Source organism: Bradyrhizobium sp. AUGA SZCCT0160, assembly GCF_018130105.1.
Classification (GTDB): domain Bacteria; phylum Pseudomonadota; class Alphaproteobacteria; order Rhizobiales; family Xanthobacteraceae; genus Bradyrhizobium.
This window is the reverse complement of sequence record NZ_JAFCMD010000003.1, coordinates 160,217-174,602: the sequence shown is the minus strand read 5'-3', so window position 1 is coordinate 174,602 and position 14,386 is coordinate 160,217. Positions and strand designations below refer to the sequence as shown.

General features: G+C 62.9%; 14 protein-coding genes. 8 read left to right on the top strand and 6 right to left on the bottom strand.

Annotation, left to right across the window (positions count from 1 at the left end; genetic code table 11):
- Positions 1 to 9: 9 nt before the first annotated feature.
- Complete coding sequence (locus tag JQ558_RS06925) at positions 10 to 810, bottom strand: enoyl-CoA hydratase-related protein (protein WP_212209725.1); 801 nt, start codon at positions 808 to 810, stop codon at positions 10 to 12.
- Positions 811 to 981: 171 nt separating this feature from the next.
- Between JQ558_RS06925 and JQ558_RS38320 the strand changes: the two genes are divergently transcribed.
- Genes JQ558_RS38320 through JQ558_RS06915 form a run of 3 tightly spaced genes read left to right on the top strand, consistent with a single transcriptional unit; the run spans position 982 to position 2,778 of the window.
- Positions 982 to 1,221 (top strand): 2-dehydropantoate 2-reductase N-terminal domain-containing protein, encoded by a 240-nt coding sequence (locus JQ558_RS38320; protein WP_249142369.1) that lies wholly within the window; start codon positions 982 to 984, stop codon positions 1,219 to 1,221.
- Positions 1,218 to 1,955 carry a ketopantoate reductase C-terminal domain-containing protein gene (locus JQ558_RS38090; RefSeq protein WP_409410490.1) on the top strand — a complete coding sequence of 246 codons (738 nt, stop codon included), beginning with the start codon at positions 1,218 to 1,220 and terminating at the stop codon, positions 1,953 to 1,955. Before JQ558_RS38320 ends, JQ558_RS38090 begins: the two co-directional genes overlap by 4 nt.
- Positions 1,956 to 1,998: 43 nt before the next feature.
- Positions 1,999 to 2,778: an SDR family oxidoreductase gene (locus JQ558_RS06915; RefSeq protein ID WP_212293199.1), complete on the top strand. Its 780-nt coding sequence runs from the start codon at positions 1,999 to 2,001 to the stop codon at positions 2,776 to 2,778.
- A gap of 17 nt (positions 2,779 to 2,795) precedes the next feature.
- Here the strand turns inward: JQ558_RS06915 and JQ558_RS06910 are convergent, their stop codons facing one another.
- Both JQ558_RS06910 and JQ558_RS06905 read right to left on the bottom strand, forming a co-directional pair.
- Positions 2,796 to 3,524: an aspartate/glutamate racemase family protein gene (locus tag JQ558_RS06910; RefSeq protein WP_212293198.1), complete on the bottom strand. Its 729-nt coding sequence runs from the start codon at positions 3,522 to 3,524 to the stop codon at positions 2,796 to 2,798.
- Positions 3,525 to 3,562: 38 nt separating this feature from the next.
- The gene (locus JQ558_RS06905; RefSeq protein WP_212293197.1) at positions 3,563 to 4,249 is read right to left on the bottom strand and encodes an alpha/beta family hydrolase; all 687 of its coding nucleotides are present in this window, start codon (positions 4,247 to 4,249) and stop codon (positions 3,563 to 3,565) included.
- 258 nt (positions 4,250 to 4,507) lie between these two features.
- Here JQ558_RS06905 and JQ558_RS06900 point away from each other — a divergent pair, with 258 nt between their 5' ends.
- Together JQ558_RS06900 and JQ558_RS06895 are read left to right on the top strand one after the other, a co-directional pair.
- Positions 4,508 to 5,806 carry a di-heme-cytochrome C peroxidase gene (locus tag JQ558_RS06900; RefSeq protein WP_249142368.1) on the top strand — a complete coding sequence of 433 codons (1,299 nt, stop codon included), beginning with the start codon at positions 4,508 to 4,510 and terminating at the stop codon, positions 5,804 to 5,806.
- A gap of 164 nt (positions 5,807 to 5,970) precedes the next feature.
- On the top strand, positions 5,971 to 7,719 hold the full coding sequence (locus tag JQ558_RS06895) for an NAD(P)/FAD-dependent oxidoreductase (RefSeq protein ID WP_212293196.1): 1,749 nt from the start codon (positions 5,971 to 5,973) through the stop codon (positions 7,717 to 7,719).
- A gap of 33 nt (positions 7,720 to 7,752) precedes the next feature.
- On the opposite strand, the gene JQ558_RS06890 is transcribed toward JQ558_RS06895, so the two are convergent.
- Positions 7,753 to 7,995, bottom strand: coding sequence for a hypothetical protein (locus JQ558_RS06890; protein WP_211998296.1), 243 nt, complete (start codon positions 7,993 to 7,995; stop codon positions 7,753 to 7,755).
- A 292-nt stretch (positions 7,996 to 8,287) separates the two neighbouring features.
- Here JQ558_RS06890 and JQ558_RS06885 point away from each other — a divergent pair, with 292 nt between their 5' ends.
- Together JQ558_RS06885 and JQ558_RS06880 are read left to right on the top strand one after the other, a co-directional pair.
- Entirely contained in the window at positions 8,288 to 9,250 is a 963-nt protein-coding gene (locus JQ558_RS06885) for an alpha/beta hydrolase (protein WP_212293195.1), read from the top strand.
- Between the two features lie 112 nt (positions 9,251 to 9,362).
- Positions 9,363 to 10,646 (top strand): serine hydrolase, encoded by a 1,284-nt coding sequence (locus JQ558_RS06880; protein WP_212293194.1) that lies wholly within the window; start codon positions 9,363 to 9,365, stop codon positions 10,644 to 10,646.
- 109 nt (positions 10,647 to 10,755) lie between these two features.
- Here the strand turns inward: JQ558_RS06880 and JQ558_RS06875 are convergent, their stop codons facing one another.
- Positions 10,756 to 12,438 carry a methyl-accepting chemotaxis protein gene (locus tag JQ558_RS06875; protein WP_212293193.1) on the bottom strand — a complete coding sequence of 561 codons (1,683 nt, stop codon included), beginning with the start codon at positions 12,436 to 12,438 and terminating at the stop codon, positions 10,756 to 10,758.
- A 216-nt stretch (positions 12,439 to 12,654) separates the two neighbouring features.
- Positions 12,655 to 13,635 carry a LysR family transcriptional regulator gene (locus tag JQ558_RS06870; protein ID WP_212293192.1) on the bottom strand — a complete coding sequence of 327 codons (981 nt, stop codon included), beginning with the start codon at positions 13,633 to 13,635 and terminating at the stop codon, positions 12,655 to 12,657.
- Between the two features lie 189 nt (positions 13,636 to 13,824).
- On the opposite strand from JQ558_RS06870, the gene JQ558_RS06865 reads away from it, so the two are divergent.
- Positions 13,825 to 14,349, top strand: a complete 525-nt coding sequence (locus JQ558_RS06865) for a YybH family protein (RefSeq protein WP_249142367.1) — start codon at positions 13,825 to 13,827, stop codon at positions 14,347 to 14,349.
- Positions 14,350 to 14,386: the final 37 nt, after the last annotated feature.

Sequence of the window (14,386 nt, the reverse complement as noted above, 5' to 3'; positions counted from 1 at the left end):
GTCGTGAAACTATCCCTTGCCGCCCCAATTCGCCGCGCGCTTTTCGGCGAACGAGGCCAGCCCTTCGGACGCCTCCGATGTCCGCCGCCGGTCCGAATGCATTTTGACCAGGCGTGTATAAGCGTCGTCGTCGACACTCATGCCGCCGAAGGAGCTTTCCAGCGCCAGTGCCTTGGTTTCGGCCAGCGCCTCGGGGCCGTTGGCCAGCAATTGCTCCACGACCTTTGCGCCCGACGCTTCAAGCTCCGCCAGCGGCACCACCTCATGCACCAGACCAATGCGGCGCGCGTCTTCGGCGCCGAAGCGCTCACCGGTCAACGCGTAGCGGCGCACCTGACGGACACCGATGGAATCGCAAAGCTGCGGGATGATGATCGCGGCCGTCAGGCCCCAGCGGACTTCCGTGATCGAGAACAGCGCATTGTCGGCGGCGATCACCACGTCGCACGCCGAAATCACGCCGGTGCCGCCGCCGAAGCAGCCACCTTGCACCAGCGCCACGGTCGGGATCGGCAGCGTATTGAGCCGCTGCACCGCCTCGAAGGTGGCGCGTGAGACCGCCTCGTTCTCTTCGGGCGATTTCGGCCGCACGCCATTGATCCATTTCAGGTCGGCGCCGGCCTGGAAATGCTTGCCGTTGCCCTTCAGCACCACGACGCGCAGGTGAGACTTCTGGCCGAGTTCATCCATCGCCGCCAGCACGCCGTTGATGAGCCCGGCATCGTAGGCGTTGTTCACTTCCGGGCGATTCAGCGTGACCGTCGCGACGCCGCGTTGATCGAGATCCCACAAGACTGGATTGGCAGACATTGACGGTCCTTTTTGGTTGCAGCAGTTTCGACAGGCAATATGCCGACACAGCGGCGATTGATCTATCCCTTTCCGTGATGCCTGCGATGCAAACGGCATCGCCGGTTGCGCTGCGGTGCAAGCTTGTGGAAACTGTCGCCTCACGGTTCCCCTCAGCAGGACATCAACTCGATGCGGATATGCGTTTTCGGTACGGGCGCCGTCGGCAGCCATTTCGCGGTGCGGCTCGCGCTGGCCGGACACGACGTTTCCTGCGTGATGCGCGGCCCGCACCTCGAAGCCGTGAGGGCCAACGGCCTGACGCTGCGTGTCGGCGAGGCCGAGTTCAAAGCCAAAGTGACCGCCTCGGACGACCCGGCTGATCTAGGTCCGCAGGATGTCGTGATCAGCACGCTGAAGGCGACGGGGTGAGCGCGCTCGCCGCCGGTCTGCAATCCCTGTTGCGCGACGATACCGCCGTGGTCTTGGCCCAGAACGGGATCCCCTGGTGGTACGATATCGGGCTTCCCGCAAAACATCCGCCGACGCCCGATCTTGGCTTCCTCGATCCAAACGGCAAGCTGCGCGCGGCGATACCCAAAGAACGGATTATCGGCGGCGTGATCTATTCATCCAACGAGATTGTCGCACCCGGTGTGGTCGCGAATCTCTCACCTGATCGGAACCGGCTCCTGATCGGCGAATGCGACAATCGTCACAGCGAGCGGATCGCGCGGCTGCGCACAGCGCTCAATGAAGCTTCGATCGAATCGCCAGATGTCGCCGAGATCAGGGAAGCGATCTGGTCCAAGCTTTTGACCAACATGTCGATGTCGGTGCTGTGTCTGCTCACCGGCCAGACCGCCCGCGGCGTCCGGGACGAACCGGCGCTCGCCGAGGTGATCCCGCGTTTGCTGGATGAAGCCAACAGCATCGCCCAGAGCTGTTACCCCGAGGTCAAGCGCGTCACCCGCTCCGGACCTGCGCCCGCCCACAAGCCATCGATCCTGCAGGACTTTGAGCTCGGCCGCGCCATGGAGATCGACGTACTGGTCCGCGCACCCGCCGCATTCGCACGGGCCGCCGGGCTTTCGACGCCGATGCTCGATCTGATGGCGGGACTTGCAATTCGTCAGGCGCGCGACAAGGGGCTTTACCGGACTTGAACACCACACGCGGGACACGCCGAACAAAGAAGGAAGCTTCAGCATGAACGTCAAAGGCAAGGTCTGTGTCGTTACCGGCGCCGCGAGCGGCATTGGCGAAGCGGTGGCGCGTGCTTATGCCGAGGCCGGCGCGCGCGGCGTGGTCGTCGCCGACCTGAAAACCTCGCGCGACCGGCTGGCGAATGTCGCCGGCGACATCGATGGATTGGCCGTGACCGCCGACGTCGGCCTTGAAGAAGACGTCAAGGCGCTGATCGCGGCAGCCGAGGACAAATATGGCCCGATCGACGTGTTCTTTTCCAACGCCGGCCTGTCGCGCAAGGGACAGGAAAGCGCGTCCGACGCCGACTGGGACGTCAGCTGGCGGGTCCATGTCATGAGCCACGTGTTCGCGGCACGCGTGCTGGTGCCGGGCATGCTCGCGCGCGGCTCGGGCTATCTGCTCAACACCGCATCCGCCGCGGGCCTGTTGGCGTCGCTGAATTCGATGCCCTACGGCGTCACCAAGAATGCCGCGGTGGCGCTCGCCGAACATCTCGCCATTCAATATGGCGACCGCGGCATCCGCGTGTCGGTGCTTTGCCCGCAATCTGTACAGACCGGCATGACGACGCCCGGTCCCAGCGCCGCGCGGGTCGATGGCGTGCTGCAGGCGCCCGAAGTCGCCCGCATGGTTATCGAGGCGATGGAAGCCGAACGGTTTCTGATTCTGTCGCACCCGCAAGTCGCCGAATACATGCTGCGCAAGGCTTCCAGCCGCGAACGCTGGCTGGCCGGCATGCGGCGGCTGCGCGACAAGATTTATGGGACGCAATCAGCCTGAAGCCTTCTCAGTTCTGCTTAACTCTTGGGCGCAAACGGCGCCAGCAGGCCGGTGTAGTCCTTGGCGCCCGGCAGCGCGTAGGCACCGCGCCGCGATGTGGTGAGCTTCAAGCCGACCAGCGCCTCGGCCTGCTTCACCGCGGCCGCGACGCCGTCGACGACGGGAACGCCGAATTTTTGCGAGAGCTTGGCTGCAAGGTCGGCCATCCCGGCGCAACCGAGCACGATGGCTTCCGCGCCCTTGTCGAGCGCGCGCGCAATCTCGGCGTCGAGTTTCTCTTCCGCGCCGGAGCCAGGCTTTTCGAGATCAAGCACCGCGACATTGCAGGCGGTGACATGCGCCCGTTCCGCAAAGCCGTAGCGCCGCACCAGTTCTTCCAGCGGCACGATCGAACGCGGCAGCGTGGTCACTATTCCGATGCGTTTTGCCAGTTGCCCCGCCGTCACCAGCGCGGCCTCGCAAATCCCGACCACCGGATAGGGGGCGACCGATCGCGCGGCGTCGAGGCCGGTGTCGTCGAAGCAGGCGATGATGCCGGCATCGGCATCCCTTGCGTTCAACAGCGCCTGGATCAGGCCGGGAACGGCGAAGGCTTCGTCATAAAATCCCTCGATCGAGACCGGCCCCATCGCCGACGTCACGTCGACGATCTCGGTGCCTGATGCCGCGACCGCGCGCGCGGCCTCGCCGATGGTTTTCGTCATTGACGCGGTCGTATTGGGATTAACGATGAGGATCTTGGCCATGGGGCCTGATTAGCATCCGCTGCGCCGTTCTGCCAACGCTATCCTGCGCCGATCGTCCCGGCCCACGCCGCAAACGCATCCAACACCTCGGTCATCACTTCGCGGTCGTTGCGGCCTGAACTCTTCAACACGTGGAAGGAATGATCGGCTTCCTTCACGAGATGCAGCGTCGCCTGCTTGCCCAGCTTCTTGACCACGGGTTCGAGCAGGCTCAATTCGGCCAGCGCATCGCGCGTCCCCTGCAGGAACAGCATCGGTATTTCGACCGCGGTGAGATGCTTGGCGCGGTCGCTGGAAGGCTTTCCGGCCGGGTGCAACGGAAAGGCGAAGAAGGCGAGCCCGCGAACGCCGGGCAAGGCATCGATCGCCTGCGCCTGCGAGGTCATGCGCCCGCCGAACGATTTTCCGCCCGCGATCAGCGGCAGCCCGCCGCAGCAACGCGCGGCTTCCGCCACGGCGGCCCGCACCGCGGCGTGCGCAACAGCCGGCGCATCGGGCCGCCTGCTGCCCTTTTCCATGTAGGGAAACTGATAGCGCAGCGTCGCGATGTCGCGGTCAGCGAGACCTGTCGCAATCGTCTCCATCAAAGCATGGGCCATGCCGGCACCCGCCCCGTGCGCGAACACGTAACACACGCGCGCAAGCGGCGGATGGATCAGCAGCGCGGACACCGGGTCCGCAGCAGTGATTTCGATTTTGAGCGGTTGCGCTGTGGCGGCTTTCAAATCGGCGATCCCGGGGTATGCTACCGCTTGATTCTACATTCAGGGGCGGCGCGTGCAAACGCGCTCGGCGAACCCATCCGGCGGATTCGAAACGGCACCTTCCGCTGCAGCAAAACGGCACAACGCGCAGAACCGGCTTTATGGACAGGCGGCTTATGCTACTATAAGATGGCGAGATATTTGATCGCACGCCAAGGCTGAGTACGTGTTTGGCGATTTTTTAATGAGATACGCATATTTCGCGCTCGGGCGGCGCAATTGAACAAAGGGCTGATCATGCGGGGCAGGACCAAAATTGTTATCGCAGCCTTGATCGCCGTCGCCGGTTACGTCGCTTTCAAGGACGACATCGCAAAACTCTGGGAAAACCTTCACGTCAGGATCGCGGAGTACCCGCAGCCGAAGAAGACTGTCTGGCTCGACCAGGGCATCAGCAAAGAAAAACTCAGCTGGTTCTACCACGCCGACCAGGGAACGCGGACCTTCGGCATGCCCTTTGAATGGTTCATGGCGCTAGAGCAGCCGACGATTCCGTGGCTGGTCTTCACCGAGGCCGACCCGTTAAGCGACCCGGCCTATCTCGATCGCTACGGCTTTATTCCGGACACCATTATCCCCGGCAAGAAGGCGCTCCCGATCGGCATTGCGCAGGGCGGCCCGATGCTCGACCCGTCGGGCGCGCCCTGGCGCAACCCGCGCAACAAGCAGGACATGACCGGCGTCGGCCTGACCTGCGCGGCCTGCCATACCGGGCGGTTCACCTACAAGGACACCGCTGTCATCATCGATGGCGGGCCGGCGCTGACCGATCTGTTCAAGCTGAAGCAGGGAATGGGCGTGGCGCTGCTCTATACGCGGCTGATCCCCACACGCTTCGATCGGTTCGCCGAACGGATCCTGGGGCCGGCCTCGGCGGTCGCGGATCGCGAGATCCTGAAATACCAGATCGACCAGGTCCTCACGCAATTGAAGGCCGTCAAGAATCTCGAGGAGGCCGTCGCTTCCCAGAGCGTGCTCGAAGGCTATGGCCGGCTGGACGCGCTGAACCGGATCGGCAATCAGGTGTTTTCAATCGACCTGAAGAAGCCGGAAAACTACGCGGGCTCCTCGGCGCCGGTGCATTACCCGCGGATCTGGAACACACCGTGGTTCGATTGGGTGCAGTATAACGGCTCCATCATGCAGCCGATGGTGCGCAATGCCGTGCCCAACGAAATCCAGGGCAAGCTTGAATACAAGGTCCGTCCACTGAACGGCGTTTGGGCGACCCCGCCCTACCTCCACAACGGCTCGGTTCCAAATGTCTACGCGCTGCTGTCTCCGGTCGACGAAAGGCCGAAGAAATTCTATCTCGGCAACCGCGAGTACGACCCGGTGAATCTCGGCTACAAATACGACAAGCTCACGAACGGCTTCGAATTCGACACCTCGATCCGCGGAAACTGGAACACAGGCCACGAATTCGCCGACAAGCCGCCGAAGACCAAGGGCGTGATCGGCAAGAAACTGGCTCCCGACGAGCGCAAGGCGATCATCGAGTACCTCAAGACGCTCTGAGACATGATGCCGCGCAGGCCGGGCTGGCTCCGGCCGCGATGCAACACGCTTGCGGAAACGAACGGCCGCGACCCTGCGCAACCCGACCATGCGGTGGCGCGATTGACGCTTCGCGCGCTTTGGTCTGATGTAGGCGCAGCTTTCGTCTTCATCGGGAAAAACGCATGGCTGCGGGCAAGCAAGATCGACAACAGCGTCCGGCCGAGGTTGATGCGGTGTTTGACGCCGTCATTGTCGGCGCCGGCTTCGCCGGCATGTACATGCTGCACCGCCTGCGCGGGCTTGGCTTCACTGCGCGGGTCTATGAGGCCGGCGGCGGCGTCGGCGGCACCTGGTACTGGAACCGCTATCCAGGCGCGCGCTGCGACGTCGAGAGCATGCAGTATTCGTTCTCGTTCTCGGAAGAACTCGATCAGCAATGGGACTGGTCGGAGAAATACGCGCCGCAGCCGGAAATCCTCGCCTACGCCAACCATGTCGCCGACCGGTTCGATCTGCGCCAGCACATCCGGTTCGACACCCGCGTCACGGATGCGAGCTTCGACGAAATTGCAAAAGGCTGGCGTATCGAAACCGACCGCGGCGACAGGGTGTTCGCCAAGTTCTGCATCATGGCGATCGGCTGCCTGTCGGCGGCAAACCATCCGCCCTTCAAAGGACGTGAGGATTTCAAGGGGCCGGTCTATCACACCGGCGAATGGCCGCATGAAGGGGTCGATTTCACCGGGCTTCGCGTCGGCATCATCGGCACCGGTTCATCGGCGATCCAGTCGATCCCGATCATCGCGCAGCAAGCCTCCGCGCTTACCGTATTCCAGCGCACCGCGACCTATTCCGTGCCGGCCTGGAATGCGAAACTGACGCCGGAATACCGCCAATCGATCAAGGCCGATTATCCGGCGCTCCGGGCGAAAGCGCGGGCGCGGCCGACCGGCTTCTATTTCCCCTTCAACATGAAGCCGGCGCTGGAGGCCTCGCCGGAGGAACGCGAGCGACAATATGAAGAAGCCTGGGAGCGCGGCGGGCTGCCGTTCCTCGGCGCCTTCGGCGACCTCTTGTTCGAGAAGGAAGCCAACGACACCATCGCCGAATTCGCGCGCAACAAGATCCGCGGCATCGTGAAAGATCCCGCGACCGCCGAGCTGCTGTGCCCTTCCAACGTGTTCGGCTGCAAGCGTCTTTGCGTCGATACCGGCTATTTCGAAACCTATAATCTGCCGCATGTGAAACTGGTCGATGTGTCCAAAACGCCGATCGAGCGTTTTACGAACAAAGGTATCGAGGTCGACGGGTCAGAATATCAATTCGACGCCATCGTCTCCGCGACCGGCTTTGCCGCAATGACCGGCTCGTTCGACAAGATCCGCATCACCGGGCGCAAGGGGCAGACGCTGGCTGAGAGATGGCGTGCCGGTCCCCGCGCCTATCTCGGCGTGGCGACCGTAGGCTTTCCCAATTTGTTCACCATCACGGGGCCGGGCAGCCCGTCGGTGCTGGCGAGCATGATCCAGGCGATCGAACAGCATGTCGACTGGATGGCCGATTGCATGGCGCATATCCGCGACATCGGTGCTGATACAATCGAGCCCATTGAGCAATATCAGGATGAATGGGTCGAGCACGTCAACGAGGTGTCAAAAATTTCGCTGCGGTCGACCTGCAGTTCCTGGTATGTCGGCGCCAACATCCCCGGCCGGCCGCGCGTCTTCATGCCCTATATCGGCGGCTTTCCGATCTACGTGCAGAAATGCAACGAGGTCATGAGCAACGGTTTTGAGGGCTTTGTGATCGGCGGCGCCGACCCGCACAACGAAGCACCGCGCGTGCGGCTGACCGAGCGCTGGCGCGTCCCGCTCGACATCGACGTCATTTCGCCGGCGGCGGTCGCCGCCCGGCGCGTGCCCGTGGTTTGAAACGCTTACTTTGGGGCGCTTACTCTGAAGCGCTTATCTGGAGACCACCAGCCGCAACCGCGGCTTGATCGTCTCGTCGAGTTCGGCCTTGAGCTCGTGCACGCGCGGATCGTCGGAACGCGCGGCGCACACCGAATATTGGTTGACCGAACGCACCAGCGCGCGTCGCTCATCGGCCCGTTTCGTCACCTGCGGGCTGGAGAGCCTCAGAACCATTTGCCCGAGTTGCACCAGCACTTCGTCGATCGCACGGTCTATCGCGGCAACTTCCTTCATCGCGCATCTCCTTCCCAAGGAGCAATGAACGGCCCGGCCGGCCGTTCCCTGCGCTCCGCCGGTACGGATAATCAGGAGTAAACGAGGAACCAGCCTACCAAGCGACGCGCAAATTCTGCTTGATGGAATTCTTCGCAATTTAGCAAACTCGGCGGCATTCCCCGCTCGATGTTGCGTCGCCAAAGATGAGCGGGCGCAGCAGCGCGGCATCCTCGAGCCATGCGGCAAACCTAATTGCGGCAGCTTTGCGCGCGACCTAAGGTGCGGCCCTGTCCAACGCGAGGCATTCTACATGGTTACGCCGCTCGATCCCGTCATCGCCCAGATCATTCCGCTGTTGCCGCTGCGCGACCCCACGACGATGACGCCGCAGAGCGCGCGCGATGCGCTTCGCGCGCTGGCGGATGCCCGTGCCGCGGTGCCGCCGCCTCCGGTCGCCAGCGCAGAAAACACCAAGGTCAAGGGTGCTGCCGGTTTCCTTGCCGCGCGGGTCTATCGCAACACGAACGAAAAATCGCCGACGGTGGTGTTCTTCCATGGCGGCGGCTGGGTCGCCGGCGATCTCGAAACCCATGACCGGCAAGCCCGCCTGCTTGCGATCGAGACCGGCGCCGTCGTCATTTCAGTCGACTACCGGCGGCCGCCCGAGGTGCGCTTTCCCGGCGCCTTCGAGGACGCGTTCGCTGCCTTGAGGGACATCGTCGAACGCATCGCCGAGTTCGGCGGCGACATCAAGCGCGTCGGCGTCGCCGGTGACAGCGCCGGCGGCAATCTGGCGGCGGTGACCGCAATCGCCTGCCGCGACGCCGGCATCAAGCTCGCAGCGCAATTGCTGGTCTATCCCGTCACCGATGTTTTCGGCAATTTCGCGGATATCAAAGAGAACGCGCGCTTTCCCTCCCGCACTGAAAACGCCGAGGGCTATTTCCTGTCGCGCGCCGTCATGGAATGGTTCTGCGGTCATTATCTCGAGAGCGCCGCCGACGGCGCCGATTGGCGCGTCTCGCCGCTACGCGCAAGAAGCCTCGCCGGGCTGGCGCCGGCGATCGTCACCACGGCATGGTTCGATCCGCTCCGCGACGAGGGCAAGGCCTATGCGGATGCGCTCATCGCCGCCGGCGTCGCCACCAAATACTATGACGGCCCAGGCCTGATCCACGGCTATTTCGGGCTCGGAGAAGCCTCCGAGGCAGCTAGATGCGAAGCGCAACGCGCCCGCGCCGATTTCAAGACGCTGCTTGAGCAGGGCGTATAGACACAGCGGGCCTTGTCAGCGCCATCGAGCTAAGCAACTATCCCGCATCATCGGGCCACCGTCAGTGCGGCCGGGGCGTTCGGACGTCAAGATCCGACCAGGGGGGATAGAAATGCTCGCATCCATCCGCTTGCGCGGCGTTGCCGTCGCCGCATTGTTGCTCGCGACCGTCTCCGTCGCATTCGCCGAAGGCCCCATCATCGCCAAACCGGAGGAGACGGGTTTCTCAAGCGCAGGGCTCGCGCGCATCGATGCCTATCTCAAGAACGAAATTGCCACGGAGAAGATTCCGGGCGCGATCATGATGATCCAGCGCAACGGCAAGACCGCCTATTTCAACAGTTTTGGCGTTCGCGATCCCGGCACCAAGGCGCCGATGACGCCGGACACCATTTTCCGCATCTATTCGATGACGAAGCCGATCACCACGGTGGCGGCGATGATGCTGGTCGAGGAAGGCAAGCTGCAGCTCGATGAGCCCGTGTCCAAATACATCCCGGCTTTCGCTGACGTGAAGGTTGGCGTCGAGAAGAAGGGCGAGGACGGCAAGATCGGACTCGACCTGGTCGCTCCCAGGCGACCGATGACGATCCAGGATTTGATGCGCCACACCTCCGGCCTGACCTACGGGATCTTCGGCGATGGCGCCGTCAAGAAGCTCTATCGCGAGGCAAACCTGTCCGAGGGCGATCCTGACAACGCTCTGTTTGCCGAACGGCTGGCCAAACTGCCGCTCGTCTATCAACCCGGCACGACATGGGAATACAGCCAATCGACCGATATTCTCGGCCGCGTCATCGAGGTGGTCTCCGGAAAATCACTCTTTCAGTTCATGAAGGAGCGCCTGTTCGACCCGCTCGGCATGACCAATACGAGCTTTTTCGTCACCGATGCGGCCAAACAATCGCTGGTGGCCGAACCGTTTCCGAGCGACCGCAAGATCGGTCCCGGTGCGGAAATGGGCGACCCGCGCGTCGCCCGCAAGTTTGAGGCCGGCGGTGCCGGCCTGGTTTCAACCATCGGCGATTATTCGCGCTTCGCCGCGATGCTGGTCAATGGCGGCACGCTCGACGGTAAGCGATATCTCAGCCCGAAGACGGTCGCCTATATGGGCTCGAACCATATCGGGCCGGGATCGGGCGTGACTCCCGGACCCGCCTATTCGCCGGGACCCGGTTTCGGATTCGGGCTCGGCTTCGCCGTCCGCATCGACGTTGGCGTCAGTCCGATCGAGGGATCGGTCGGCGAGATGAACTGGTCAGGCGCTGGCGGGACGACTTTCTGGGTCGATCCGAAGGAAAACATGTTCGCTGTCTTCATGTCGCAGACGGTCATGCACCGCGGCAGGCTTCGCATCGCTCTGAAAAATATCGTATACGGCGCTTTCGAAAAATAGGGATTTATCGAGCGACCGTTAGGCAGGACGCTGCTTGAGCAGCATGGACGCGCTGCCCTTGAGCCTGAACTGGAGCGGCGGTCCTGATTCAACCAGGACCGGTCTTGCTCTATGCCGCCCGCACGCCGGCCAGGAAGCTCGACACTTCGTCCTGCAGTGCCTTCAGCTTGCGGCCGAGCCGGTCGCTGGACTCCAGCACCCTGTGCGCCTTGGCGCCGGTTTCCGTCGTCGCCGCGGTCACGTCCGAGATGTTCTGCGAGACCTGATTGGTGCCGGCGGCGGCCTTCTGCACGCTGGACGCAATTTCCTGCGTGGCCGCGCCCTGCTGCTCGACAGCGGCCGCGATCGAGGACGAAATCTCGTTCACTTCCATGATCGTCGAGCGAATGCTCTGGATGTTTTCGACCACCTGCTGGGTCTCGGCCTGAATGGCGTTGATCTGCGCGCTGATCTCTTCCGTCGCCTTGGCGGTCTGGCTGGCGAGCGACTTGACCTCGCTGGCGACCACCGCAAAGCCCTTGCCCGCCTCGCCGGCGCGCGCCGCTTCGATGGTGGCGTTGAGCGCCAGCAGATTGGTTTGGGACGCGATGTCGTTGATCAGGCCGATCACTTCGCCGATCTTGTGGGCGGCAGTCGCGAGGCCCTGAACGGTTTCGTTGGTGCGCTGGCCGTCGGCGGCAGCCTTGTCGGCGATCTGGGCGGCGTGACCGACGCGCTGGGTGATCTCGGAAATCGACGCGGAAAGCTCTTCGGCGGCCGACGCCACCGTCTGCACGTTCGACGACGCCTCCTGGGAAGCCATCGCCACCGCCTTGGAGCGGTCGCTCGCCTGGCTGGCCGTATGGGACATCCCTTGCGCGGTGCCCTGCATTTCGCTCGCATCCTTGATGACGTCGCCGACGACGGCCTGGACGCTGGCTTCGAACTTGCTGGCGAGATCCATCATCGATTTGCGCTTCTCGGCATCGGCATCGGTCTTCAGCTGGGCCTGCTCGGCGTGCATCTTGGTCACCGCCTCGGCATTGTCCTTGAAGACGCGCAGCGATTTGGCGAGCGCACCGACCTCATCCTTGCGCTGCGTATAGGGGACCTCGAAAGCGGTATCGCCGGACGCCAGCCGGTCGGTCAGGTTGGTGATGGTCGTGAGCGGCCGCGTCACGCTGCGGCCAATGAAGAACGAGCTGATCAGCACCAGCGCGAACACGGCCAGACACACCAGCGCGAACATCTGGGCGGTTTGCCGGAACACCGCATCGACGTCGTCGAGATAGATGCCGGTGCCGATGATCCAGCCCCAGGGCGCGAAGCCCTTCACATAGGAAATCTTCGGCACCGGTTGGTCGAAGCCGGGTTTCGGCCACAGATAGCTGTAGAAGCCGGCGCCCTTCGACTTCACGACGTCGACGAATCCGATGAACAGCCGGTTGCCGTTCGGATCCTTCATCTCTCCGAGATCCTTGCCGTCAAGCTCGGCCCTGATCGGATGCATGATCATCTTCGGCGACATGTCGTTGATCCAGAAATACTCGACTTTGTCGTAGCGCAGGCTTTTGATTTCCTGGATCGCCGCCTTCTTCGCGTCGTCGCGCGACAGCTTTCCGTCGGTTTCGAGCTTCTGATAATGGGTCAGGATTCCATTTCCGATGTCGACCATCTGCTGCGTCTTGACCTGACGGTCCGACATCATCTGCGCGCGCATGGTGTAGAGCGCGATCGGAGCCATCACGACCATGCCGGCGAGACTGAGACCAATCATGACGGCAAGCTTGAAGCTGATGCGGGAAAAGAACATCGGGTCAAATCCTGGGCCTGGGATGGGAAAACGACTGTCTCAATATAGCCGGGACTTGTTAGCGAACTTTTAAGCATGCACTGGGCGGCGGCAGGGACTCGGTTGTATTGATATTGTTGAGCTTTGTAGTCGCCCTGGAACACCTGAGTACCCGGCCGGCGTTACCGTCTCGCGCAGGCAGCCAGGTGTGAGGGGGCGTGTTTTCGCGCCGATCGCTCAAATGGAGTGCTTTGGCTTGCGTGTACCGGGCGTCTTGGGCGTCTTGAACTGGTCGAGCGCCGCGACAAGCCAGGCAACGCCCGCATCCATCATTGCAACCTTTGGGAGAACCGCGTTGATGGCGAAGTGGGGCAGCGCGATCGGCGCCTTGACAGCGACGATTCCAAAGCGCGGACCATGCATCTCGACGAACCGTCGCGGCAACGCCGAGATCAGATCGGTTTCAGCGAGCACGCCGAGGGCAAAGGTGAAGTTCGGCACCGTCAATGCGACACGGCGCGACAATCCTTGCCGGGCGAGTTCGACATCGACGAAGCCATAAGCATCTCCGGTATGCGAGACGACGAGATGCTGCATCTCGCAGTAACTCCGCAGGCTGGATGCTTTCCGGAAGCGGTGCCCCGCACGTGCCGCGATGACAAACTCTTCCTGATAGAGCGTTTGCTTGTGGAAGCGCACCGGCACATCGTCGAACGGGATCACGGCGATATCCATGCCGCGCGCTTCGAGATCGCCCAGCGCTTCCTTCCAGGCGAGGTCGGGCGTGGGCTGGCCCTGCGTCGGCAGAATCTGGCGGATGCCGATATCGATTCCCGGGGCTGTTTTCCGTAACGCTTCGAGCAATGGCGGCAGGAACACCGCCGACGTTCCGTCCGGCGCGCCGACGACGAAGCGGCGCGTCGATCGCGCCGGATCGAACGGCGCGCTGCTCGACACCACGCCCCGGATGCGCGTCAGGATTTCGGCAACGGGCGCCGCGAGTTCGCTGGCCCGCGCGGTCGGCACCACGCCCTTGGGCGTCCTGAGAAACAAGGGATCGTCAAGCAGTTTACGCAGGCGTCCGAGGCCATGGCTGACCGCCGATGGCGACAGGTTGAGCCGCTCGGCGGATCGCCCGGCGTGGCGCTCCTCCATCAGGATTTCGAACAGCACCAGCAGGTTCAGGTCGGCCCTGGATAGATCAATTTTGTTCATCATATCGGTGAAATCATATCATTTTATTCATCTGTGATGAAGTGGCAAATGCACTCCGCCGGACGTCCTGGATCCGGCCGAAATCAAATCGGGAGTGCTCACATGTTCGGATTCTTGCGCAGGACACGACGGCCATTGGACCAAGGTAAACCTACTGCTTGCCCGCTCGCCGGCATGTCTAGGCGCGCGGCGATGACGGCCGCGCTGACGGCATCCCTGTCGTTCCGGCCGTCGGGATGCCTGGCCAATTCAGCCGCCAGCGCGGGAAACCCGCCCGTTGAGCTGGTCCAGCGCACCGAAGCGCAAGCGGTCGCCTTCATGCGCGGCGAGATGGAGCAATGGTCTCGCATGATCCGCATCGCCGATGACTTCACGCTGATGCAGCCGTTCGGCGGCCCGGCCAGCCGCGGCTTTAATGCCAGCCCCGAACGTCTGGTACAGCTCGCCAAATACTTCAGAAATGGCGACGCGAAACTCGAACTGGTGCAGAGCTACGCATCCGGCGGCCTGGTGGTTCTCGTGATGATCGAGCGCCAGCATGGCGAGGTCGGCGGCCTGCCCGATCAGGACTGGTCACTCCGCGTCACTCAGGTCTATCGCAAGCAAGGTTCGGAATGGCAGCTGGTCCATCGCCATGCCGATCCGCTGGTCCGTCACGTCGGCCTGGAGACGGCCGCGGCCATCGCCCGCGGCGCGCGACTCGGCGAAAAGTCCTGAGGCCGTCGTGTCTTCAGGCGGCGCGGACCGAGACTCA